The organism is Streptomyces sp. NPDC051662 (assembly GCF_040681655.1).
Classification (GTDB): domain Bacteria; phylum Actinomycetota; class Actinomycetes; order Streptomycetales; family Streptomycetaceae; genus Streptomyces.
Genome location: NZ_JBFAZD010000001.1, coordinates 67,393 through 90,601 on the forward strand (window position 1 = coordinate 67,393; position 23,209 = coordinate 90,601).

19 protein-coding genes are annotated in these 23,209 nt (G+C 69.6%); 14 read left to right on the plus strand and 5 right to left on the minus strand.

Features of this window, described 5'->3' with window-relative positions; genetic code table 11:
• Positions 1 to 201: 201 nt before the first annotated feature.
• The 3 genes from AB0M67_RS00360 to AB0M67_RS00370 form a co-directional block, all read right to left on the minus strand.
• Positions 202 to 810, minus strand: coding sequence for a hypothetical protein (locus AB0M67_RS00360; RefSeq protein WP_365740937.1), 609 nt, complete (start codon positions 808 to 810; stop codon positions 202 to 204).
• A gap of 113 nt (positions 811 to 923) precedes the next feature.
• Complete coding sequence (locus AB0M67_RS00365; RefSeq protein WP_365740939.1) at positions 924 to 1,454, minus strand: hypothetical protein; 531 nt, start codon at positions 1,452 to 1,454, stop codon at positions 924 to 926.
• A gap of 225 nt (positions 1,455 to 1,679) precedes the next feature.
• The gene (locus tag AB0M67_RS00370; RefSeq protein ID WP_365740941.1) at positions 1,680 to 3,311 is read right to left on the minus strand and encodes a glycoside hydrolase family 20 protein; all 1,632 of its coding nucleotides are present in this window, start codon (positions 3,309 to 3,311) and stop codon (positions 1,680 to 1,682) included.
• A gap of 216 nt (positions 3,312 to 3,527) precedes the next feature.
• Between AB0M67_RS00370 and AB0M67_RS00375 the strand changes: the two genes are divergently transcribed.
• The 6 genes from AB0M67_RS00375 to AB0M67_RS00400 all read left to right on the plus strand — a co-directional run bounded on the left by AB0M67_RS00375 (position 3,528) and on the right by AB0M67_RS00400 (position 8,653).
• On the plus strand, positions 3,528 to 4,253 hold the full coding sequence (locus tag AB0M67_RS00375; protein WP_365740943.1) for a 2-oxo-4-hydroxy-4-carboxy-5-ureidoimidazoline decarboxylase: 726 nt from the start codon (positions 3,528 to 3,530) through the stop codon (positions 4,251 to 4,253).
• Positions 4,254 to 4,448: 195 nt separating this feature from the next.
• Positions 4,449 to 4,829 carry a succinate dehydrogenase, cytochrome b556 subunit gene (gene sdhC / locus AB0M67_RS00380; protein WP_365740945.1) on the plus strand — a complete coding sequence of 127 codons (381 nt, stop codon included), beginning with the start codon at positions 4,449 to 4,451 and terminating at the stop codon, positions 4,827 to 4,829.
• A 10-nt stretch (positions 4,830 to 4,839) separates the two neighbouring features.
• A complete protein-coding gene (locus AB0M67_RS00385) occupies positions 4,840 to 5,331 on the plus strand; it encodes a succinate dehydrogenase hydrophobic membrane anchor subunit (protein ID WP_365740947.1) in 492 nt (163 codons plus the stop codon).
• Between the two features lie 19 nt (positions 5,332 to 5,350).
• A complete protein-coding gene (gene sdhA, locus AB0M67_RS00390; RefSeq protein ID WP_365740949.1) occupies positions 5,351 to 7,105 on the plus strand; it encodes a succinate dehydrogenase flavoprotein subunit in 1,755 nt (584 codons plus the stop codon).
• On the plus strand, positions 7,105 to 7,893 hold the full coding sequence (locus tag AB0M67_RS00395) for a succinate dehydrogenase iron-sulfur subunit (RefSeq protein ID WP_249948222.1): 789 nt from the start codon (positions 7,105 to 7,107) through the stop codon (positions 7,891 to 7,893). The genes sdhA and AB0M67_RS00395 overlap by 1 nt, the downstream gene beginning before the upstream one ends.
• 169 nt (positions 7,894 to 8,062) lie before the next feature.
• Positions 8,063 to 8,653, plus strand: a complete 591-nt coding sequence (locus tag AB0M67_RS00400; RefSeq protein WP_365740951.1) for a hypothetical protein — start codon at positions 8,063 to 8,065, stop codon at positions 8,651 to 8,653.
• Positions 8,654 to 9,806: 1,153 nt separating this feature from the next.
• On the opposite strand, the gene AB0M67_RS00405 is transcribed toward AB0M67_RS00400, so the two are convergent.
• Entirely contained in the window at positions 9,807 to 10,841 is a 1,035-nt protein-coding gene (locus tag AB0M67_RS00405) for a multicopper oxidase domain-containing protein (protein ID WP_365741807.1), read from the minus strand.
• Positions 10,842 to 11,044: 203 nt separating this feature from the next.
• Here AB0M67_RS00405 and AB0M67_RS00410 point away from each other — a divergent pair, with 203 nt between their 5' ends.
• A complete protein-coding gene (locus AB0M67_RS00410) occupies positions 11,045 to 13,525 on the plus strand; it encodes a ThuA domain-containing protein (RefSeq protein ID WP_365740953.1) in 2,481 nt (826 codons plus the stop codon).
• Positions 13,522 to 15,753: a family 16 glycoside hydrolase gene (locus AB0M67_RS00415; RefSeq protein WP_365740955.1), complete on the plus strand. Its 2,232-nt coding sequence runs from the start codon at positions 13,522 to 13,524 to the stop codon at positions 15,751 to 15,753. Before AB0M67_RS00410 ends, AB0M67_RS00415 begins: the two co-directional genes overlap by 4 nt.
• A gap of 60 nt (positions 15,754 to 15,813) precedes the next feature.
• On the opposite strand, the gene ligD is transcribed toward AB0M67_RS00415, so the two are convergent.
• Positions 15,814 to 16,830, minus strand: coding sequence for a non-homologous end-joining DNA ligase (gene ligD / locus AB0M67_RS00420; RefSeq protein ID WP_365740957.1), 1,017 nt, complete (start codon positions 16,828 to 16,830; stop codon positions 15,814 to 15,816).
• 74 nt (positions 16,831 to 16,904) lie between these two features.
• Between ligD and AB0M67_RS00425 the strand changes: the two genes are divergently transcribed.
• From AB0M67_RS00425 to AB0M67_RS00450, 6 genes are all read left to right on the plus strand, one after another.
• A complete protein-coding gene (locus tag AB0M67_RS00425) occupies positions 16,905 to 17,975 on the plus strand; it encodes an ATP-dependent DNA ligase (RefSeq protein WP_365740959.1) in 1,071 nt (356 codons plus the stop codon).
• A 111-nt stretch (positions 17,976 to 18,086) separates the two neighbouring features.
• Positions 18,087 to 19,148 carry an NAD-dependent epimerase/dehydratase family protein gene (locus tag AB0M67_RS00430; protein WP_365740960.1) on the plus strand — a complete coding sequence of 354 codons (1,062 nt, stop codon included), beginning with the start codon at positions 18,087 to 18,089 and terminating at the stop codon, positions 19,146 to 19,148.
• A 177-nt stretch (positions 19,149 to 19,325) separates the two neighbouring features.
• On the plus strand, positions 19,326 to 20,069 hold the full coding sequence (locus AB0M67_RS00435) for a glycosyltransferase family 2 protein (protein WP_365740962.1): 744 nt from the start codon (positions 19,326 to 19,328) through the stop codon (positions 20,067 to 20,069).
• Positions 20,066 to 20,698 (plus strand): DUF2064 domain-containing protein, encoded by a 633-nt coding sequence (locus AB0M67_RS00440; protein WP_365740964.1) that lies wholly within the window; start codon positions 20,066 to 20,068, stop codon positions 20,696 to 20,698. Before AB0M67_RS00435 ends, AB0M67_RS00440 begins: the two co-directional genes overlap by 4 nt.
• On the plus strand, positions 20,695 to 21,483 hold the full coding sequence (locus tag AB0M67_RS00445) for a class I SAM-dependent methyltransferase (RefSeq protein ID WP_365740966.1): 789 nt from the start codon (positions 20,695 to 20,697) through the stop codon (positions 21,481 to 21,483). Before AB0M67_RS00440 ends, AB0M67_RS00445 begins: the two co-directional genes overlap by 4 nt.
• A 132-nt stretch (positions 21,484 to 21,615) precedes the next feature.
• Complete coding sequence (locus AB0M67_RS00450; RefSeq protein WP_365740968.1) at positions 21,616 to 23,190, plus strand: NAD(P)/FAD-dependent oxidoreductase; 1,575 nt, start codon at positions 21,616 to 21,618, stop codon at positions 23,188 to 23,190.
• The last annotated feature ends 19 nt before the right edge of the window (positions 23,191 to 23,209 follow it).

A 23,209-nucleotide genomic window follows, 5' to 3' on the forward strand; every position in this document is an offset into this window, starting at 1 on the left:
GCCGGACGGCGACCGGGGCCTCTCCTGTGGGGGGTGGCGGCCCCGGTCGTCCTCTCCTCACCAGGTGCGACATCCATGCACAGGCGGGCGAACGGGTACGGTCACCACGGCGAACGGGTCCGGCGCCACGGCCATTTCCGCGCCACAGTCGCCTCCGTCCCACAGTCGCCTCCGTTCCCACAGGCGCTTCCCGCCCCTCGTTCAGCCGCCCGCCCGCGCACGGCGCGAGACCACCGCGCGCAGCACCCGCTGCCCCTCGCTCGACAGGTCCAGGGCCCGGCGCACCCCGGCGGCGCCCGGCGTCTCCGCGAGGACCTCCAGGATCGCGATCTGGCGCCGCAGTTCACCGGCGGCCAGCGGCCCGATCCCGTCCGTGCTCTCCGCGCCGTCCGCCGCGTCCGCCACCGCTCCGCTGTCCTCGCGGCACCGCGCGAGCCGTTCCGCCGCGGCGGCGGGTCCGTCCTCGTCCACGGCGTCGAACTGCTGATGGATCTCCAGCGCGACGACGGAGCAGGTGTCCGCCCAGGTCCGCAGCGAGTCGGCCGCCCATTCCGAGGGCGCGGCACCGAGCATGGTCCGTACGAGCGCGGTGGTGACATCGGGCGCGGGGCCGGCGACGGCGTCCAGGGCGTCCCGTGACGCCGACAGCCGTGCCGACCAGTCCCGTTCGCCGCTCACGACCCCCGCCCAGAGCGGTCGCAGGACCTCGGTCTCCTCGGCGAGCAGCGGCAGACAGCGGTCGAGGCAGGCGAGCCCGCTCGCGGCGAGGCCGCGCTCATCCGCTTCTGTGATCAGCTTCACCAGGCTCATTCACGTCTCCCGTCACGGACGCAGTACTGCCCCCTTGCCCCCTACTGCGCCGAACGGCTGGAATACGTCACTCGTAGATCGTCCGAAGCGGGCCTTCGGCTCGCTCAACGTGGCTATACGCCGGTTTTATCCGGTACGCCCGGGATCCCGAGTCCATCCAGAAGGCGAAAGAATAACTCCTCGCCGAAAGATTCCGGCCGCTTCAGACGCAGCACTTCGAGCAGCGTCCAGGGCTCCACGGCGGCGCTCACCGCGCTGCCCGCCTCGGTGGCCCAGGCGACGGCCCGTCGCGTCGCGTCCTCCGCCGACAGGAAGAGTTCTTCCAGGACCATGTCGTTCGCGGCGAGATGGCGGGCCATCGGCTCCCGCGCCAGACAGGCGTACCAGGACCCGCTCTCGGGGGCCGCCGCCTCCACGGCCACACATTCGCTGCCCATCACGAAGCCGAAGAGCACCGGCGATCCCATGGCCCTGGCCAGCGCGCCCATGTCACCGATGTCGGGCTCGCTCGGATGCCGCCACACCTGCCAGCCGTCCGACCGTTGCTGATGGAGCGTCAGATCGCGTCGTACGGCCGCCAGCGCCGGCTGCTCGGCGAGCGGAAGCTCGCTCCTGCCCACGACGAAATAGCCCCAGAAACCCATAACCCGCTCCCCCGTACCCACGCATATGTGGGCTACAGCCTCACCCGGCGCGTAAGACCCGGAGCCGGGCGGCACGGATCCACCACAAGGCCGCCACTTCTCATCCACAACCGTGCGGGCACGGCGGGCACGAACGGGCACGGCGGGCGGCGCGGGCGGGCGCGCGACAGGCACGGCGGGCGCCGCCACTCCGGCGCCCGCCGTGCCCGCCCTCGTCTCAACCGGTCATCCGGCGCTGGTCACCTTCGTCGCCAGCGACTGGAACGCGCTCCAGCTCAGGGTCGGTTCCGCCGGGTTCCACACCTTCTGGGAGAGCGCCGCGAGCGGCAGCCTGATCCCGTTCGCCACCTGGTCCTGGGTCTGCGCGTTCGGGAAGTCGCCCCAGACCGCGAACAGTCCGCCCTGGATCTGCTTCGAGTACCGCTCGGGCACCGGGGTCGTACCGCGCAGGACCAGCGGGGTCCACTGCTCGTAGATCCGCTTCCCGGTCGGGTAGATGAAGTTGTTGGGCTGACCGAGCACGTAGTACAGGTACTCGTCGTTGAAGTTCACGACCTTGCGCCCCTCGTTCAGATACTCGACGGGAGGCCGGGCCCCGATCTCCCTGCCCGTCCAGTACTGGACCTCCAGGGCCGGATCGGCCTTCACGACACCGCCCCTGAAGAGGCCGTCGTTCCAGACCTTGAACTTCTTCTTGTACGGGGTGAGGGCCGCGGCGCGGGCGTTCGTCCAGGCGGTCGTCAGATCCTGGACCGTGCCGTTCTGCCCGTACTTCTGACGGGCGAGCTTCGCCAGCTTCGGGTACGACGCCTCGGGGTTGGGCACCACCAGCGCCTGGTACTCGTCGGCGCCGAGGTTCCAGTACGGCCCGTTGAACAGCTGGGCGAACTCGCGGTCCAGTTCGTCGATGAGCTTCGCCGCCGCGGGCTGCCCGATGTCGATCGCGCCCTTCGTGGCCACCCCGTTCACGTTGCGCAGCTGAAGCGAGGGGTAGGCGCGCAGTACCGCTCCCAGGTGTCCCGGGGAGTCGATCTCCGGGACGACGGTGATGTGCAGCTGGTCGGCGAGCGCCAGGATCTTCCTGACCTCGGCCTTGGAGAGATGCTGCGGGGAGACGATCTCCGGGTGGGTGCTGGACTCTATGCGGAAGGCCTGGTCGTCGGAGAAGTGCAGACCCAGCTGATTGAGCTTGAGGTCGGCCATCTCGCGCAGCCGGGCCTCGATCCAGCCCGGCGTGTAGTACTTGCGGGCGATGTCGAGGTTCAGCCCGCGCTGCGGACGGGCCGGACTGTCCTGTACGACGCCCTCCGGCAGCACGCCGTCGGCGCGTATGGACTGCTTGAGCGTGCGGGTGCCGTAGAAGACCCCGGCCTGGTCGGGGCCGGTGATCCGGACCCGGCCGCCGCTCGTGGTGAGCGTGTACGACTCGGCGGAGCCGCTGCCGCTCTTCAGCGCCAGCTCGACATCGCCGGCCCGGGCCGCGACCGCGCCCCGGTAGGCGATCCTCAGCTCCTTGGCGAGCAGCTTCCCCTCGTCAGCGAGGCCCCCACTGCCCTTGGCTATGACGACCCCGCTGTTCGAGGCGGGTTTCCAGCCGGGACCGCGCGCGGCCTCGTGCTTCCGTACGGAGGGTATGCCGCGCGGCGGCGTCGAGAGCGGATACGACCGTGTGGGTGACGGCGAGGTGGTGGGGCTCGCGGCGGAACGATCACCCTGGCCGGAGGTGGTCCCCTGCTGCGACCGCGCGTCACCCGGTGAACCGGAGCCCGTGCCCGTGGAGCCACATGCCGACACCGAGACAGCGGCGGCCAGCGCGACGACCGCTCCGGCGGCTCGGGCACCCTTTGATGGCGACATCACTCGTAAACCTCCTATATGCGGCTATCCAGCGAAAGTGCGACACGATTACGGCGAAGGTCGCACGGCGGCGTCCATCTCGCGCGCCGAAACTCTCCCATCCGGGTGAAAATCGCGCATCCGTCGGATGTCTCCGGCGGGGCGTCGATAACGTTTACGAAGCGATTCCCACTCCGTGCTCAACCACACCACGCACGCTCACGTCCTTCCGTACGCATGTCCCCTCGTCCGCCCAGGGCGTCCGCCCACCGCGTCCGCCCTTCGCGTCCCTCACGCACAGCGCACGCCATATCACTTCTGTCACACCGCAGCCGTCCCGCCGCGTTCGAGGAGCCCACGCTGTCCCGCGCGCCCCATCCCGGCCACACGCCCCACCGCACAAGCGGGCCCGCCGACGCCCGCCTCGCCCTCGGCCTGCGCCGTTTCAACGCCCTCCCGCCGGGCGTCGCCGAGGCCGCGCTGCTCGCCTGCTGCGGCAGCCGCCGCTGGGCGCAGCGGATAGCCGCGCACCGCCCGTACCACGATGTCGACTCCCTGCTCGCGGGCTCCGACGAGGCCGGCTACGACCTCTCCCACGCCGACCTCGCCGAGGCGCTCGCCGCCGAGGCGTCCTCGGGACCGCCCCACAGCGCGCCCGCCGCGGCCAGGACCGCGCTGCGCGCCGCGCACGCCGCGTACGAGAGCAGTTTCGGCCACGCCTTCGTGATCAGCCTCGACGGTCACCGCCCGGAGGAATACCTCGACCAGGTGCTGGCGGGGATCCGCGCCCGGCTCTCCCACGACCCGGACCATGAGAGATCCGTCTCCGCCGACGAGCTGCGCAGACTCGCCCGTGGCCGGCTGACCCGCCTGCTGGCCTCCGGTCCCGGTACGGAAACGGAAGCGGTCGCCTCCCCTCCGGTCGCGGCGGACTGTATAGCCGGAGGCGGACATTCAGGCTGATCAATAGCCCGTCCGTGGCTGTTTGATTGCCTGTTTGATCACACCTATGGGCCCCCGGGCGAACGAACCGACAAGTCGTCGCTACGATGGCCGGGGCCGGTGGACCGTACCCGGCCGGGCGCGACCGACACCACTGTGCTTGATTGAGTAGAAGATGGCGGCCGGCCCCGATCCCCGCTCCCGGAGGGTTTTTCCGTGCCGGCTGGAACGCTGTACCGCGGCCGGGAAGGAATGTGGTCGTGGGTGGCTCATCGAGTCACCGGCGTGCTCATCTTCTTCTTCCTGTTCGTACACGTGCTGGACACCGCTCTCGTCCGTGTCTCACCCGAGGCATACGACGACACCGTCGCCATCTACAAGACGCCGGTCGTGGCGCTGCTTGAGTACGGCCTTGTGGCCGCCATTCTCTTCCACGCACTCAACGGCCTGCGCGTCATCGCCGTGGACTTCTGGTCCAAGGGCCCGCGCTACCAGAAGCAGATGCTGTGGACCGCCGTGGGCATCTGGTTCATCCTGATGGTCGGCGCCCTCTACCCCGTGCTCGGCCACGCCGTGCGCGAAGTCCTCGGGAGCTGAGAGTCCGCCGATGTCTTCCAACAACGCAGTCACCAAGACCTCTTCCGCGATCGATTTCGTCGAGAGCGAGAGCCCGTACGACGTCGATCACCCGGCGCCCCTCATCGAGGCGCCGCGCCAGCGGACCAACAAGACCCCGAAGGCGACCCGCGGCAACTTCGAGATGGCCGCGTGGCTCTTCATGCGGCTGTCCGGCGTCGTGCTGGTCGTGCTGGTCATCGGTCATCTGCTGATCCAGCTGGTGCTCGACGGCGGCGTGTCCAAGATCGGCTTCGCCTTCGTGGCCGGCCGCTGGGCCTCCCCGTTCTGGCAGGTCTGGGACCTGCTGATGCTGTGGCTGGCGATGCTTCACGGGGCGAATGGCCTCCGTACGATCATCAACGACTACGCGGAGCGCGCCAACACGCGTCTGTGGCTCAAGGGCCTGCTGTACACCGCCACGGTGTTCACCATCCTTCTGGGCTCGCTGGTGATCTTCACCTTCGACCCGAACATCCGCTAAAGCCGGGGCTGACGAGACAATGAAGATCCATAAGTACGACACCGTCATCGTCGGCGCCGGTGGCGCCGGTATGCGCGCGGCCATCGAGTCGACCAAGCGCAGCCGTACCGCCGTGCTGACGAAGCTGTACCCGACCCGGTCCCACACGGGCGCCGCGCAGGGCGGTATGGCCGCCGCGCTCGCCAACGTGGAGGAGGACAACTGGGAGTGGCACACCTTCGACACGATCAAGGGCGGCGACTACCTGGTCGACCAGGACGCCGCCGAGATCCTGGCGAAGGAGGCCATCGACGCCGTCCTCGACCTGGAGAAGATGGGCCTGCCGTTCAACCGGACCCCGGACGGCACCATCGACCAGCGCCGCTTCGGCGGTCACTCCCGTAACCACGGCGAGGCGCCGGTCCGCCGGTCCTGCTACGCCGCGGACCGTACGGGCCACATGATCCTCCAGACGCTGTACCAGAACTGCGTCAAGGAGGGCGTGGAGTTCTTCAACGAGTTCTACGTCCTGGACCAGCTGCTGACCGAGGTCGACGGCGTCAAGGTGTCCGCCGGGGTCGTGGCGTACGAGCTGGCCACCGGCGAGATCCATGTCTTCCAGGCGAAGTCGGTCATCTACGCCTCCGGCGGCACCGGCAAGTTCTTCAAGGTGACCTCCAACGCGCACACCCTGACCGGTGACGGCCAGGCGGCCTGCTACCGGCGCGGGCTGCCGCTGGAGGACATGGAGTTCTTCCAGTTCCACCCGACGGGCATCTGGCGCATGGGCATCCTGCTCACGGAGGGCGCCCGCGGTGAGGGCGGCATCCTGCGCAACAAGGACGGCGAGCGCTTCATGGAGAAGTACGCGCCCGTCATGAAGGACCTCGCCTCGCGCGATGTCGTCTCGCGCTCCATCTACACGGAGATCCGCGAGGGCCGCGGCTGCGGTCCCGAGGGCGACCATGTCTATCTGGACCTGACGCACCTCCCGCCGGAGCAGCTGGACGCCAAGCTGCCCGACATCACCGAGTTCGCCCGTACGTACCTGGGCATCGAGCCGTACACGGACCCGATCCCGATCCAGCCCACCGCGCACTACGCCATGGGCGGCATCCCCACCAACGTCCAGGGTGAGGTCCTCGCGGACAACACGACGGTCGTTCCGGGGCTGTACGCGGCCGGCGAGGTCGCGTGTGTCTCGGTGCACGGCGCCAACCGGCTGGGCACCAACTCGCTGCTCGACATCAACGTCTTCGGACGCCGTTCGGGCATCGCAGCCGCCGAGTACGCGGCGAAGACCGACTACGTCGAGCTTCCCGAGAACCCGGCGTCGCTGGTCGAGGCGCAGGTCGAGCGGCTGCGGAACTCCACGGGCAAGGAGCGGGTCGCCGCGCTGCGCCTGGAGCTCCAGGAGTGCATGGACGCCAATGTGATGGTGTTCCGCACCGAGCAGACGATCAAGACGGCGGTCGCGAAGATCGCCGAGCTGCGCGAGCGCTATCTGAACGTGTCCGTCCAGGACAAGGGCAAGCGGTTCAACACGGACCTGTTGGAGGCCATCGAGCTGGGCAACCTGCTCGACCTCGCCGAGGTGATGGCGACCTCGGCCCTGGCGCGCAAGGAATCGCGCGGTGGTCACTACCGCGAGGACTACCCGAACCGCGACGACGTCAACTTCATGCGCCACACCATGGCGTACCGCGAGGTGGGCGACGACGGCACCGAGTCGATCCGGCTCGACTACAAGCCGGTCGTCCAGACCCGCTACCAGCCGATGGAGCGTAAGTACTGATGGCTACCCCGACCATGGACAAGCTGGAGGCGCTGGAGGCGGACTCCACCTCCTCGCATCTCATCGCGGTCACGTTCCGGATCCGCCGCTTCAACCCCGAGGTCTCCGCCGACGCCGAGTGGGAGGACTTCCGGATCGACATCGATCCGAAGGAGCGGGTACTCGACGCCCTCCACAAGATCAAGTGGGACATCGACGGCACGCTCACCTTCCGGCGCTCCTGTGCGCACGGCATCTGCGGCTCCGACGCGATGCGGATCAACGGCCGTAACCGGCTGGCGTGCAAGACGCTGATCAAGGACATCATCTCCACGGACAAGACCGGGGCCGTCAGCAAGCCGGTCACGATCGAGGCCATAAAGGGACTCACGGTCCTCAAGGACCTGATCGTGGACATGGACCCGTTCTTCCAGGCGTACCGCGATGTGATGCCCTTCCTCGTCACCAGCGGAAACGAGCCGACGCGTGAGCGGCTCCAGTCCGCCGAGGACCGCGAGCGCTTCGACGACACCACCAAGTGCATCCTGTGCGCGGCGTGCACCTCGTCCTGCCCGGTCTTCTGGAACGACGGGCAGTACTTCGGCCCCGCCGCGATCGTGAACGCGCACCGCTTCATCTTCGACTCGCGTGACGAGGCCGGGGAGCAGCGCCTGGAGATCCTCAACGACAAGGACGGCGTGTGGCGTTGCCGTACGACGTTCAACTGCACGGACGCCTGCCCGCGCGGTATCGAGGTCACGAAGGCGATTCAGGAAGTCAAGCGCGCGCTGATCACGCGCCGCTTCTGAGCGCTGCTTCTGAGCGCTGCTTCTGAGCGCCGGGTCGGCGCTGGGTCCCGGCCGGTTTCCGGCCGGGTCTTGAGGGGCTCGTTTCTGTGGGTACGTCATACAGAAACGGGCCCTTCCTGTGCCAGGATCGAACCTGTCGACAAGCCCAGGGGAACGGGGAGATGACGAGATGACTGAGCCCAATCCGTACGGGGACGGCGAGTACAAGTGGGGTCCGACGCCGGGCACCCCTCCGGGCACTCCGCCGACCGGTGCGCCGGGGGTACCGGAGTACGACTTCCCCAGCCCGACGCTCGCCGACGGAGTGGCGGGTGCCCCCACCGCCGGCTACGGCTACCCCGGCGCCACCCCCGCCCCGGGCTACGGCTATCCGCAGTCCGGCGCGCTGTCCCCGCTACCGCCGGGCGCCAACGGGACACCGCTGGTGTCGATCGGTGACATCACGGTCGTGGGCGACTCGATCATCACCCCGTCGGGCACGCTGCCCCTGAGGGGCGCGGTCTGGAACGCGACGGACATGTCCCGCACGGAGGAGAAGATCCCGACGCACGCCATCATCCTGGCCATCGTCTTCTTCGTCTTCTGTCTGCTCGGGCTGCTCTTCCTCCTGATGAAGGAGAAGACGACGACGGGCTTCATCCAGGTCACGGTCACCAGCGGCGGCAAGCACCACGCGACGATGATCCCGGCCAACAACGCGGGCACGTTCCAGATGGTCATGGGGCAGATCAGCTACGCGCGGTCGATCAGCGCGATGTGAGCGAACTCGGGACGCGTCGTGGGTGGGCAGCTGGGACTCATGCCCCGCTGGTGGGGGTTCGACTTCGGGTGTGGGTCAGTGCCGAGGGGTAGTCGGGGTGACCCGGAAGGTCCGATGGCGGGTGGGGGCCGCCCCTAGGTTTCAGTTTCGCGGTTCCGGGTCGGGCGTCAAGGGCGCTCCTTCGTCGCGTCGGCTGCGCCGATTCCGCTTCGCTCCACCCTGGACACCCAACCCTCCACCGCAAGTGCAGCTTTGAAGGGGGGCGGCCCGGGGGGGGAGGGGTCCCCGGAGAAGCACCCATGTACGGACGGTCCATTCCCGGCCTCGGGTCGGTGGGCCCTGCGGGGCTGCGCGGGAGTGGAGTGGGGCGGCCCGGCACCGGCTCAGCGAGCTGATGTAGGTGGGTAGTTGGGACTCATGCCCCGCTGGTGACAGTCCATTGACGGGTACACCTGTCAGCCGAGCCGACGAGCCCGCCACCTGACCCCTATGTCCCAGTTTGGCGGACCATTCCGGGGCCCTCAGGCAGGTGATGCGTCCTGGGTTCGGTTAAGTCGTCCCCACGACACATCACCTCCTCCGACCCGCCCAATCAGCGCCTCATGAGTCACACCCACCCCACCACCCACACACCCCCACCAGCGGGGCATGAATCCCGGCCCCTTCCCGACGGTCAGTCGCTTTGCCGGGGCCGGGCCGCCCCACTCCACTGCCGCGCAGACCACCCACCGACCCGAGGCCGGGAACGGACCCTCCGCACATGGGTGCTTTCCCGGGGACCCCTCCCCCCCGGGCCGCCCCCCTCAAAGCAGCACTTGCGGTGGAGGGTTGGGAGTCAAGGGTGAAGCGAAGCGGAATCGGCGCAGCCGACGCGACGAAGGAGCGCCCTTGACGCCCAACCCGCAACCGCGAAACTGAAACCTAGGGGCGGCCCCCACCCGTCTCAGAACCCTCCGGGCCACCCCGACTACCCCTCGGCACGAACCCACACCCGAAGTCGAACCGCCACCAGCGGGGCATGAGTCCCAGCTACCCACTCACATCAACCCGCTGAGCCGGGGCCGGGCCGCCCCACTCCACTCCCGCGCAGCCCCGCAGGGCCCACCCACCCGAAGCCGGCAACGGACCGGGCCCATCTACGGATCCCCCCTCCCTAGTGCCCCGAATGCTCCGCCCCCTTCGCGTCCCCCGCCCCCTTCGCGTCCCCCGCCCCCATCGACCCCGGATGGTGCGGCTCGTACCCCGGGATCGTGCCGTCCGGTTTCGCCACCAGGAACAGGCCGGCCATCCCCATGTCCGAGTGGCTCTGGACATGGCAGTGGTACATCCAGGCGCCCGCGCCCACGAGTTCGCCCGCGATGATCTGGAACCCGAAGGAGTCCGCAGGGCCGGTGATCTTGTTGTCGATCACACGGCTGGTGTCCTCCGGGCCGGTGAGCAGGCCCGTTCTGTTGTCCGCCCAGCGGTGACCGTGCATATGGAACGTGTGGTAGAACTCGCCGTGCGTGATCATGATGATCTCGACACGATCCCCCACCGTGGCCTCGAAGTTGGGGCTCTCCGCGCCGGGCTTGTTGTTGATCGTCATGTCGTTGAAGACGATCGTGAACTGCTTGTCCGGGAGGATGTCACCCTTCCTGCGGACAACCACCGGACCGTAGAGGCCCTTCCGGATACCGCCCGTGCCGTGGTCCGTCCCGACAACATGGTCGTGGTAGTGCCAGTACCCCGCGCTGCCCGGCCGGTAGGTGCCGTCCGCGCGCTTGCCGGGTGTATGGGTGCGCCAGGTGTACGTACGCGTACCGCCGGGCTCCACATGGCTCTTGCTCATCCTGGTGCCGTCGTTGGCGATGTCGTAGTCCACGCCGTGGACATGGAGGCTGGCCGCCACATCCGTCGTGTTCTCGAACTCGATATGGAGGGTGTCCCCCTCCGTGATCTCGATCAGCGGGCCCGGGATGCTCGCCTTGCCCTTCTCCAGGCCGTAGCCCATCTGACCGTTCGGCAAAGTCTCGGCGTAGAGCTTGAGATGACGTACCTGACCGCCCGCCGGTGCGGTTCTGGGCGGGGTCACCGCCGCGGGGGCCGAGGTGGCCGCGGGGGCCGAGGCCACCGACAACGATGTCACCCCCGTCGCGGCGACCGCGCCGCCCGCCAACAGCCGCCGATTGAAGCTCCGTCTGTCCATGGCCATACCGAACTCCCCAGTGCCGTACGGATATTTACGGGGCACATGAGGCCCCGGGGACGGCCACACGGTAGACCAGTGATCTTCGTTTATCCACACTCAGGACAAAGTTGGTGGGAATGCGGTCGTACCTATTGGCGAACTGACCAAAGAGGTCTAGCTTCAGGCGCTGTTGCTGTGACCAAAGAGGGGTGGGTGAACACATGCAGCGCGCACCACATCACCGGTCAAGATCCAGGCGCGGAATGGCCGCGGCCCTGGTGGCCGGCACCATGGCGGCGTCCCTGCTCGGCGGTACCGCCGCCACGGCCAAGCCGTACCCGGAGCCGTCGTCGACAACGTTGTCCCTTCCGTCGCCGCCCGGCGGCGAGAAGGTCAAGGTCCTGGTCTTCCACGCCTCGGCCACCGAGGAGTCGCCGGTCGTCAACGCCGGTATCGAGGCCATCGAGACGATCGGGCTGACGGGCCCCGCGGCCGGACGCTTCACGACCGAGGCGACGGACGACGGTTCGGTCTTCACCAACGCCAAGAAGCTCGGCAAGTACAACGCGGTCGTCTTCCTCACGGGCGGCGGCGATGTACTCGATCCCGAGCAGGAGGCGGGTCTCGAAACCTATGTGGAGGCCGGTGGCGGCTTCCTCGGCATTCATGACGCGGCCCGTACGGAGCCGTACTCGGACTGGTTCACCGGGCTGATCGGGGCGCGTCCCACGACCAGCCCCACCACTGTCCAGCGCGCGACCGTCGAGGTGGGCGACCGCGTCAACCCGGCGACCAAGAACCTGCCGCTGGAGTGGAAGCGGCCGGACAAGTGGCTCAACTGGACCACCAACCCGACCGGCAAGGTGCATACGGTCGCCCGCGTCAGGGAAGCCAGCTACAAGCCCGGCACGGGTGCCAACGGCGCCGACCACCCGATCTCCTGGTGCCGTGACTACGACGGCGGCCGGTCCTTCTACACCGGGATGGGCGGTACGGCCGACTCGTACGCCGAGACCGACTTCCGCGCCCATCTGCGCGGCGCGCTCCAGTGGACCACCCGTATCTCCCCCGCCGACTGCAAGGCGACGATCGACTCCAACTACAAGGCGGAGCGCGTCACTCAGCCGAACCAGGCGGGCCAGCAGGACCAGATCGGCGAGCCGCACGGCATGGTCGTGGCGCCCGACGGCCGCGTGTTCTACATCGGCCGCGGCGGTGGCGACAACAGCGCCCCCGTGGTGACCGACTGGGCCGACCCGAACATCGGCAAGGGTCTGGGCCAGATCCATGTCTATGACCCGAAGACGAAGAAGGCGACGCTCGCGGGCGCGCTGACGATCTTCGGCAACAAGGGCGGCGGCGACGAGCTGATCAAGGTCGAGGAGGGGCTGCTCGGCATCGAGCTGGACCCCGCCTTCGAGACCAATGGCTATGTGTATCTGCACTACACCCCGCACTCCCAGCTCAACCGTGACACCCGGATGGCGGAACGCCGCGTCTCCCGCTTCACGCTGGACCTGGCGACCAACAAGCTGGATCTCGCCTCCGAGAAGGTCCTGCTGAAGTGGCCGGTGCAGGTGAACAGCTGCTGCCACGCCGGCGGCGGCATGGCCTGGGACTCGAAGGGCAACCTCTACATCGCGACCGGCGACAACAACTCGTCCGGATTCAGCGACGGTTACTCGGGCAACAACCCGCAGCCGAACTACAAGGGTGTCTCCTTCGCGGACGCGCGCCGCACCGCGGGCAACACCAACAACCTGAACGGCAAGATCCTCCGTATCCACCCGGAGTCCGACGGCACGTACACCCTGCCCGAGGGGAACCTCTTCACGGGCAAGGAGCAGGCCGAGGGCGGCGGCAAGACCCGCGGCGAGATCTATGTGATGGGTGTGCGCAACCCGGCGCGTATCTCCATCGACAAGAAGACCGACACGCTGTACGCGGGCTGGGTCGGCCCGGACGCCGGTTCGCCGTCCACCGTCTGGGGCCCGGCGAAGTACGACACCTTCGCCGCGATCACCAAGGCGGGCAACCACGGCTGGCCGTTCTGCATGGGCAACAACCAGCCCTACCGGGACCGTAATCTGCCCGACCCGTCCAAGCCGCTCGGCTGGTACGACTGCGCCGCGCCGAAGAACGAGTCGCCCAACAACGACGGTCTGGTGAATCTGCCTCCCGTCACGGGCAACACCATCTGGTACTCGCCGCAGGGCGGTGCCCCGGACTACCCGCGTGACGCGAACGGTGTGCCCAGCTACAAGCCGGAGGAGGCCAAGTACCTTCTGCCGTGGCTCAAGGGCGGCGGCCAGGCCACCATGAACGGCCCCCTCTACCGGTACGACGCGCAGAGCGCCAGCACCGAGAAGTGGCCGGAGTACTGGGACGGCAAGTGGTTCGTGGGTGACTTCTACGACGCCGCGGACAGCCCGCGCCACGCGGTGGTGACGGACCCGAAGACCGTCGGCAAGGGCGGTCTGCCCGTCACCGCGGAGTCGCTGAAGAAGATCATTCCGGTCGGTCAGGGCGGTATCCGCAATCTGATGGACTGGAAGTTCGCCCCGGACGGCTCGCTCTATGTCCTCGACTACGGGCGGGGCTTCTTCACCTCGGACAACCAGTCCGCGCTGTGGCGCGTGACGTACAAGGGCGGCGCGGCGACACCCGCCGCCGAGAATCTGGTCAGGAAGGCGGCGCAGTGAGACACCGATCTCTCCTGAGGAATCGGCCTCTACGCCTGTGGACGGCCCTGGTGGGCGCGTTCCTGATGGTGCTGGGGCTGACCTCGACGGCGGCGTACGGGCGTACCGACGACCGTACTGAAGGCGGGAAGGCGGCCGCGGCCCAGGTGCTCACCTGGACGGCCGGCGACCCCATCGACAAGTACCTCTCCTTCCCGACCACCGCGCTGGCCGGGCCGACCACGATCGTCTTCGAGAACAGCGCGGCGACCGGCAACACCACCGGGATGCCGCACACGCTGACGTTCGACGTGTCCGATCCCGAGTACAACAACGACGTCCAGCTGAACATCCTGGCCAACCCCGGTGACGCCAACGGCGGCAAGTACACCGTCGAGGTCAATCTGACTCCGGGCAAGTACCGCTTCCACTGCTCCATCCCGGGGCACGGTCAGATGACCGGTGTGCTCACCGTGACCGAGGTCGGGCCGGGGGACACCACTCCCCCCGAGACCGACGCCAAGGTGGAGGGGCAGCAGAACGGTGACGGCGCGTACGTCGGTTCCGCGACGGTCTCGGTGACGGCGACCGACTCGGGCTCCGGGGTGGCGACGACCGAGTACGCGGTCGGCGCCGACGGACCGTGGCAGCCGTACACCGCTCCCGTGGTGGTCGACCAGGTCGGTGATCACACGATCAGATACCGGGCCACCGACCAGTCGGGGAACGTGGCGGCCGAGAAGTCCGTCTCGTTCAAGGTCGTCGCCCCGCCGACCGATGACACGACCCCGCCGGAGACCTCGGCGACCGTGAGCGGCGAGAAGGACGAGGCGGGCAACTATCTGACGATGGCCACGGTCACCGTCACCGCCTCGGACACCGGCTCGGGCGTCAACAAGATCGAGTACGCGCTCGGGGCCGATGGCGCCTGGCAGACGTACACCGCTCCGGTGATGGTGCACCAGATCGGCACCCACAAGGTCCGCTACCGCGCGAGCGACAAGGCGGGCAACGCGGCGGCCGAGAAGTCCGTCGACTTCACGGTCGTGGAGGCGCCGGCGAAGGACACCACCCCGCCGGTGACCGGTGCGGTCGTGACCGGTGACAAGAACTCCAACGGCGCGTTCATCACCAGCGCCAGGGCGACCGTGACCGCGACCGACTCCGAGTCCGGGGTCGACAAGATCGAGTACTCCCTCGACGGCGGACCGTATCTCGCGTACACGGCGCCCGTGATCGTCGACCAGGTCGGCTACCACGTCCTCGCGTACCGGGCGACAGACAAGGCCGGCAACACCGCGCAGGCCAAGCAGGCGTCGTTCACCATCGCGCAGGGCGGTGGCGTTCCCGCGCCCAACTGCCCGGAGTTCGACGAGCGGTTGACGGTCATCGTCGGTACGGTCGACACGGGTGTGCCGAACCGGCTGACCCGTAACCGGTGCACGATCAACGAGCTGATCGAGGACGAGAAGGACTGGAGCTCGCACGCCCTCTTCCTCAAGCACGTCGACACGGTGCTCGACAAGCTGCTGGCCGACAATGTCATCGACCAGCGCGAGTTCAACAAGATCACCAAGGCCGCCAAGCAGTCCAAGATCGGCAGGCCCGGACAGACCGAGGGCTACCGTTCCCTCTTCGACGGCACGGCGGCGTCCCTCGCCAAGTGGCAGCAGGTCGGCGGCGGTAAGTTCGCGCTCTCCGGCGACGGTGCCATCACCAGCAGCACCACGGTCCAGGGCATGGGCATGCTGTGGTTCCCGGAGCGCAAGTACGGCGACTTCTCGCTGAAGCTCCAGTTCCGCGACGACGCCCCGGGCAATGGCAACGCCAACGGCGGTGTGTTCGTCCGCTTCCCGAATGTCCACGACCACCCGGAGGAGTCCCGGCCGGAGTGGGTCGCCATCAACTACGGCCATGAGATCCAGATCCTCGACCGGCCCGACGGCGACATGTACAAGACCGGCTCGATCTACGGCTTCGACCGCGTGGGTCTGGGCGGCGCCGGGGTCACTCCGAAGGGCACCTGGAACGACTACGAGATCCGGGTGGTCGACCAGCACTTCACGATCCTGCGCAACGGTGTCGTGATCAACGAGTTCGACAATGTGGGCGGGCAGACCTTCTACCCGGAGCGCGCCGGAGACCCCGGCACGGACGGCCGGCGGTATGCCTCCGGCTATGTCGGGCTCCAGGTCCACGGCACGACGGACGTGATCTCGTACCGCGACATCCGTATCAAGGAGCTGTAGGCCGCGGAACCATCACCACGGATGTGCCCCCTCTCCGGTGGAGAGGGGGCACATCCGCGTCTACGGTTCCTCTTTCCTGGCCCGGCTCGGCTGGACCCGCTTCGGCTCCCCCGGCATCTTCGGGTAGTCCGGCGGGTACGGCATGTCCCCCAGGCCATGGTCCCGTTCGTAGCGGTCGGCCAGTTCCAGCAGCCCTTCCAGGCTGTGCGGCCGGTCCGCCATCTCGGCGTGCAGATCGCCCACTTCGGTGAAGCGCACCGGCATCGTCGCCAGATCGAAGTCCCGCGGGGCGACATCGTCCAGCTCGGCCCAGCGCAGCGGCGCGGAGACCGGGGCGTGCGGCTTGGGGCGTACGGAGTAGGCGGAGGCGATGGTGCGGTCGCGGGCGGTCTGGTTGTAGTCGACGAAGATCCGCCGGCCGCGCTCCTCCTTCCACCAGGCGGTGGTCACCCGGCCCGGCATCCGCCGCTCCAGTTCATGGCCGACGGTGATGGCGCACCGGCGCACCTCGGTGAAGGTCCAGCGCGGTTCGATCGGTACGAACACATGGAGGCCGCGTCCTCCGGAGGTCTTGGGCCAGCCGCGCAGCCCCTGTTCCTCCAGGAACGCGTGGAGTTCGTGGGCGGCGGCGACCGCGTCCTTGAAGTCCGTGCCGGGCTGTGGGTCGAGGTCGATGCGCAGCTCGTCGGGGTGGTCGGTGCGGCCCTCGCGCACCGGCCAGGGGTGGAAGGTGAGACAGCCGAGGTTCACGGCCCACAGGACCGCGGCGACCTCCGTCGGGCAGATCTCGTCGGCCGATCGGCCGCTGGGGAAGTCGATACGGGCGGTGGGGATCCAGTCGGGGAGGTTCTTGGGGGCGCGTTTCTGGAAGAAGGACTCGCCTTCGACGCCTTCGGGGAAGCGCTCCAGGGTGGTGGGCCGGTCGCGCAGGGCGCGCAGGATGCCGGGTCCGACCGCGAGGAAGTAGCGCGCGACGTCCAGCTTGGTGAAACCGCGCTCGGGAAAGTAGATCTTGTCCGGGCTGGACAGCCGTACGGCCCTGCCGCCCGCTTCCAGCTCCACCGCTGCACCACCCATGTGCGCCACCGTAGGCCGGGCCCGCGCGGAGCGCATATCGGGCGCGGCCCGCCGTTCCCGAGCACAATCGGGGCATGGATCTGCCGGTGATGCCTCCCGTGAAGCCCATGCTCGCCAAGTCCGTGGCGCGTATCCCGCCCGGGATGCAGTACGAGGCCAAGTGGGACGGCTTCCGGGCGATCGTCCACCGGGACGGCGACGAGGTGGTGATCGGCAGCAGGACCGGGAAGCCCCTGACCCGGTACTTCCCGGAGCTGGTCAGTGCCCTGCGCGCCGAGCTGCCCGGACGCTGTGTGGTGGACGGTGAGATCGTGATCGTCCATGAGGACCGGCTGGACTTCGACCGGCTGACCGAACGCATCCATCCGGCGAAGTCCCGGGTGGACCTGCTCGCCGAGCGGACCCCGGCGAGCTTCGTGATCTTCGATCTGCTGGCCCTGGGGGACACCTCACTGCTCACGATCGCCCTGGCGCGGCGCAGAGAGGCGCTGGAGGCCACCTTCGCGGTGCTGCACCCCCCGGTGTATCTCGCGCCCGCCACGAGCGATATCGAGGTGGCCCGGGAGTGGTTCGAGCGGTACGAGGGCGCCGGTCTTGACGGGGTGATCGCCAAACCTCTCGATCTGCCGTATCTGCCGGACACCCGGTCCATGTACAAGATCAAGCACGAGCGGACGGCGGATGTGGTCGTCGCCGGCTACCGCCACCACAAGAGCGGCCCCGTGGTGGGCTCGCTGCTCCTGGGGCTGTACGACTCGGCGGGCGCGCTCCAGCATGTCGGGGTGTGCGCCGCGTTCCCGATGAAGCGCCGGGCGGAGCTGATCGAGGAACTGGCCCCGCTGCGCATGGAGTCGGCGGAGGGCCATCCCTGGGCCGCGTGGGCGGAGGAGTCCGCGCACGAGAGCGCCCGGCTGCCTGGCGCGCCGAGCCGCTGGTCCGGGACGAAGGATCTGTCGTGGCTTCCGCTGCGGCCCGAGCGGGTGTGTGAGGTCGCGTACGACCATATGGAGGGCGACCGGTTCCGGCACACCGCGCAGTTCCGCCGCTGGCGGCCCGACCGTACGCCCGCGAGCTGCACGTACGCGCAGTTGGAGGAGCCGGTGCGGTACGACCTCGCGGACGTGCTGCGGGCGCCCGGTCCCTGAGCGCGCCCCGCGCACACCCGGTCGGCCACACGGGGGCCGCGATCTTACGGACCTGTGACGCCCCGGCGCGTGGCCGCGCGCGGCGGCCGGGGTCCGCATAGCGTCCCCGCCATGCGTGTACTCGTCACCGGAGGCGCGGGCTTCATCGGCTCGCACATCGTCACCGCTCTCGGCTCCCTCGGCCATCGGCCCGTCGTCCTGGACGCCCTGCTGCCCTCGGCGCACCCCGTCCCACCACCGTGTCCACCGGAGGCGGAGTGGATCCACGCCGACGTACGGGACCGTTCGGCCCTCGCGGCAGCCCTGGCCGGTGTGGACGCGGTCTGCCACCAGGCGGCGATGGTCGGGCTCGGCAAGGACTTCGCGGACGCCCCGGACTACGTCGGCTGCAACGATCTGGGCACGTCCGTACTGCTCGCGGCCATGGCGGAGGCGGGGGTGCGGGATCTGGTGCTCGCCGGGTCGATGGTCGTCTACGGCGAGGGCCGCTACGACTGCCCCCGGCACGGCCGGGTCGCGCCGGGGCCACGGACTGTGGCCGACCTGGACGCCGGGCGCTTCGAGCCCGGCTGCCCGTCCTGCGGTGCGGAGTTGGCGCCGGGGCTGATCGATGAGGACGCGGCCACGGATCCGCGCAATGTGTACGCGGCGACGAAGCTGGCCCAGGAGCATCTGGCGGCGGCCTGGGCGCGGGCGACCGGCGGCCGGGCCGTCTCGCTGCGCTACCACAATGTGTACGGGCCGGGGATGCCGCGCGACACCCCGTACGCGGGGGTCGCCTCGTTCTTCCGCTCCTCGCTCGCCAGGGGCGAGGCCCCTCGGGTCTTCGAGGACGGCGGGCAGCGGCGGGACTTCGTCCATGTACGGGATGTGGCGGCGGCGAACGCGCTGGCGCTGAGTGCCGTACGGATCCGGGAGCCCGGCGTGCTGACCGCGTTCAACACCGGCAGCGGAGAGCCGCACACGGTCGGCGAGATGGCCGGGGCGCTGGCGGCGGCGCACGGCGGCCCCGAGCCGGTGGTCACCGGGGAGTACCGGCTCGGCGATGTCCGGCACATCACGGCGTCCTCGGAGCGGCTCAGGGCGGAGCTCGGCTGGCGGCCCTCGGTCGGATTCGCCGAGGGCATGGCGGAGTTCGCCGCGGCCGGCCAGCGGGCGCCCGCGGTTCTCTGAACGTCGCGTACGCGCGGCCCGGAGCGGTACGGCGTCCCGGGCCGGTCCCGGCTGCCCTGGCGCGATCCCGCGCGGTGTGCTGTGACCCGAACGGCCCGGGGCCGGTCGCCACCCCGTGGATGTCCGTGTTTCGTAAGGCCTCACATCCCTTTTGTCGGTTCCCGAATTCATACGGTGATGGACGTGACCTCCTCCGAACCCACGACGGTTGACGTCGTACTCCCCTGCCTCGACGAGGCCCGCGCCCTGCCCTGGGTGCTCCAGCACATGCCGGACGGCTGGCGCGCGATCGTCGTCGACAACGGCTCGGCCGACGGCTCCGCGGAGATCGCCGCCGGGCTCGGCGCGACGGTGGTGCACGAACCGCGGCGCGGGTTCGGCGCCGCCTGCCACGCCGGACTGCTCGCGGCCGAGGCGGAGTTCGTCTGCTTCTGCGACTGCGACGCCTCCCTGGACCCCGGGCTGCTGCCCGCCTTCGTGGCGGAGATCGCGGCGGGCCGGGCCGATCTGGTGCTCGGCCGCCGCAGGCCGCAGACAGGCGGAGCCTGGCCCGCCCACGCGCGGGCCGGGAATCTGGCGCTGGCGCGGATGCTGCGCCGCAGAACCGGCCTGCGGCTGCGTGATCTCGGCCCCCTGCGCGCGGCGCGCCGCGAGCCGCTGCTCGGACTCGGTCTCACGGACCGCCGTAGCGGCTATCCGCTCCAGATGGTCGTACGGGCGGCCGACGCGGGCTGGCGGGTGGTGGAGCGCGATGTGCCGTATCTGCCGCGTACCGGCAGGTCGAAGGTGACCGGCACCTGGCGCGGCACCTGGCAGGCGGTGCACGACATGCGCGGGGTGCTGGCGGAGCCGCCGGCCGGGGCCGGCCCGGACGGCTCGCGGGCCGGGCGGAGCGGGACGAGCCGGGCGGGTGCCCGATGACCACTCTCCTCGTACTGGCGAAGGCGCCCCTGGCCGGGCGCGTCAAGACGCGGCTCACTCCCCCCTTCCGGCCGGAGGAGGCCGCGTCGCTCGCGGAGGCGGCGCTGTGCGACACCCTCGCGGCCGTGCTGGCCGCGCCCGTACAACGGCGGTTGCTCGTCCTCGACGGTGTCCCGGGAGGCTGGCTGCCGGCCGGGATCGAGGTCATACCGCAGTCGGGCGGCGGGCTGGACGAGCGACTGGCCGCCGCCTTCGGGCTCTGTACGGGGCCCGCCGTGCTCGTGGGGATGGACACTCCGCAGCTCACCCCGGAGCTGCTGGCCCCCGCTCTCGCTCCCGACGCCTGGCAGAACACCGACGCGTGGTTCGGGCCCGCTCTGGACGGCGGGTTCTGGGCGCTGGGTCTCAAGGCCCCTGACCCCGCCTTGCTGCTGGGCGTACCGATGTCGGTGCCCGAGACCGGGGCCGTACAGCGCGCGCGGCTGCTGGACGCGGGGCTCGCCGTACGGGATCTGCCGCCGCTGCGGGATGTCGACACCGCGCGGGACGCCACACTGGTCGCGGCCGAGGCACCGGACAGCCGGTTCGCCGCGGCCCTCGGCCGGCTCGCCGGGGCCCGGGTGCGATGACGACCGCCGAGACCACCGCCCAGGCCCAGTCCCAGGCCCGTGTCCAGGCCCACGCCCCGGCCCCGCCCCGGTCACCCGCCGCGGGCGCCCTGCGACCGCGCCGTACGGCTCCCTGGCAGGCGGACCCGTACACCGACGCGCTGCGTACCGGCCGCGGCCCGCTCTTCCTGCGGCGTTCCGACGGCTGGCTGCTGCCGCTGGAGGTGGAGCGCTGGTGCGCGGAGCCCGACAGCGCGGATCTGACGGTGCTTGAGCGCTGCCGGGGCACCGTACTCGACATCGGCTGCGGTCCCGGCAGGCTCGTGGCGGCGCTGGCGTCCCGGGGCCGCCCCTCCCTGGGCATCGACATCAGCCCGGCGGCCGTGGCGCGCGCCGTACGCGCGGGCGGCAGCGCCCTGGTGCGGTCGGTGTTCGATCCGCTGCCCCGGGAGGGCGGTTGGCACACCGCGCTGCTCATGGACGGCAATATCGGTATCGGCGGGGATCCGCCGGCGCTGCTCTCCCGGCTCACCGGGGTGGTCGGCACGGCGGGTTCGCTGATCGTCGAGGCGGCGGCGGCCGGAACGGACGCCGAGTTGGACGAGCGCGTCCGGGTACGGGTCGACAATGGCAACGGCGCTCCTGGCGAGGCGTTCTCGTGGGCCCGGGTCGGCGCCCGCGCGCTCGTACGGCACGCCCGCGCCACGGGCTGGGCGCCGTCCGAGCAGTGGACGGTGGCGGGTCGCCGCTTCGTCGCGCTGGAACGTCCGGACGGCGCGGCCGTGCGCGGGTCGCACACCTCTTAGGGCCGGTCCGGCGGATACGGGCCCGATCCCACGGTATTGATTCAGGAGTCAGCGCGCAGATTTCCCATTTACTGACTGCTGAGTCAATCAGTATTCGTTGCGATCCGGGACAGGAGCGTGTTACCAAGAGTCATGGCTGCACAAGCGGAATTCACCAAGGACGTCTACGACGTCGTCATTGTCGGCGGTGGTCACAACGGGCTGGTGGCCGCCGCGTATCTCGCTCGGGCAGGGCGTTCGGTGCTCGTTCTCGAACGTCTCGGTGTCACGGGAGGCGCCGCCGTGTCGACCCGGGCCTTCGCGGGCGTGGACGCGCGTCTGTCCCGCTACTCGTACCTCGTCTCCCTCCTGCCGTCGAAGGTCGTCGACGACCTGGGGCTGAGCTTCGCCGTACGGAAACGCTCCGTGGCCTCCTACACGCCCACGGTGCGCGACGGGCGCCCGACCGGGCTGTTCGTCGGGGGCGGTGAGGAACGCACCCGCGCGTCCTTCCGGGCCCTCACGGGATCCGACGCCGAGTACGAGGCGTGGCAGGACTTCTACGCCACGACCGGGCGCGTCGCGAGGAGCGTCTTCCCCACGCTCACCGAGCCGTTGCCCACCCGCGAGGCGCTCCGCGCGCGGATCGGCGACGACGCCGCCTGGCACATGCTCTTCGAGCAGCCGCTGGGTGTCGCGATCGAAGAGCGGTTCAGGGACGACCTGGTGCGCGGTGTCGTCCTCACCGACGGCATCATCGGCACCTTCAGTGACGCGCACGACCCGTCGTTGGCCCAGAACATCTGCTTCCTGTACCACGTGATCGGCGGTGGCACAGGAGACTGGGACGTTCCGGTCGGCGGTATGGGCGCCTTCACCGACGCGCTGGCCCGCGCGGCCCGCGCGGCCGGCACCGAGATCGCCACCGGCCACGAAGTGCTCCGTATCGACCCGGACGAACCCCACTCCGTCGTCACGTATCGCTCCCGTACGGGAGAAGGCACCGTCGCGGCGCGCAAGGTCCTGGTGAACGCGTCCCCCGAGGCCCTCGCCCGGCTCGTCGGCGACGAGACTCCCGCCGACCGGCCCGAGGGCGCCCAGCTCAAGGTCAATATGCTGCTGCGCCGGCTGCCGCGGCTGCGTGACACGTCCGTCGACCCGCGCGAGGCGTTCTCCGGTACGTTCCACATCGCCGAGGGATACGGCCAACTGGCCAGGGCCTACCGGGAGGCGGCCGGAGGCGCGCTGCCGTCGTCACCGCCTTCGGAGATCTACTGCCACTCGCTGACCGACCCGACCATCCTCGCCCCCGAGCTGGTCGCCCGCGGCTACCAGACGCTGACGATGTTCGGAGTCCACACTCCGGCGCGGCTGTTCACGGAAGACCACGACACCAAGCGGGAGGCCCTCCTCAAGGCGACTCTCGCCGAACTCGACGCGGTGCTCGACGAGCCGATCGCCGACTGTCTGGTACGGGACGAGGACGGCAGGCCGTGCGTCGAGGCGAAGACACCCCTCGATCTGGAGGAGGAGTTGCGACTGCCGCGGGGGAACATCTTCCACCGGTCGCTGGCGTTCCCGTTCGCCGACGAGGAGAAGGGCACCGGCCGCTGGGGAGTGGAGACCTCGCACACGAACGTACTGCTCTGCGGCGCGGGCGCGGTGCGCGGCGGTGGTGTGAGCGGTATCCCCGGGCACAACGCGGCCATGGCCGTGCTGGAGCGGTGAGTTCGCCGTTGCCGTCGCG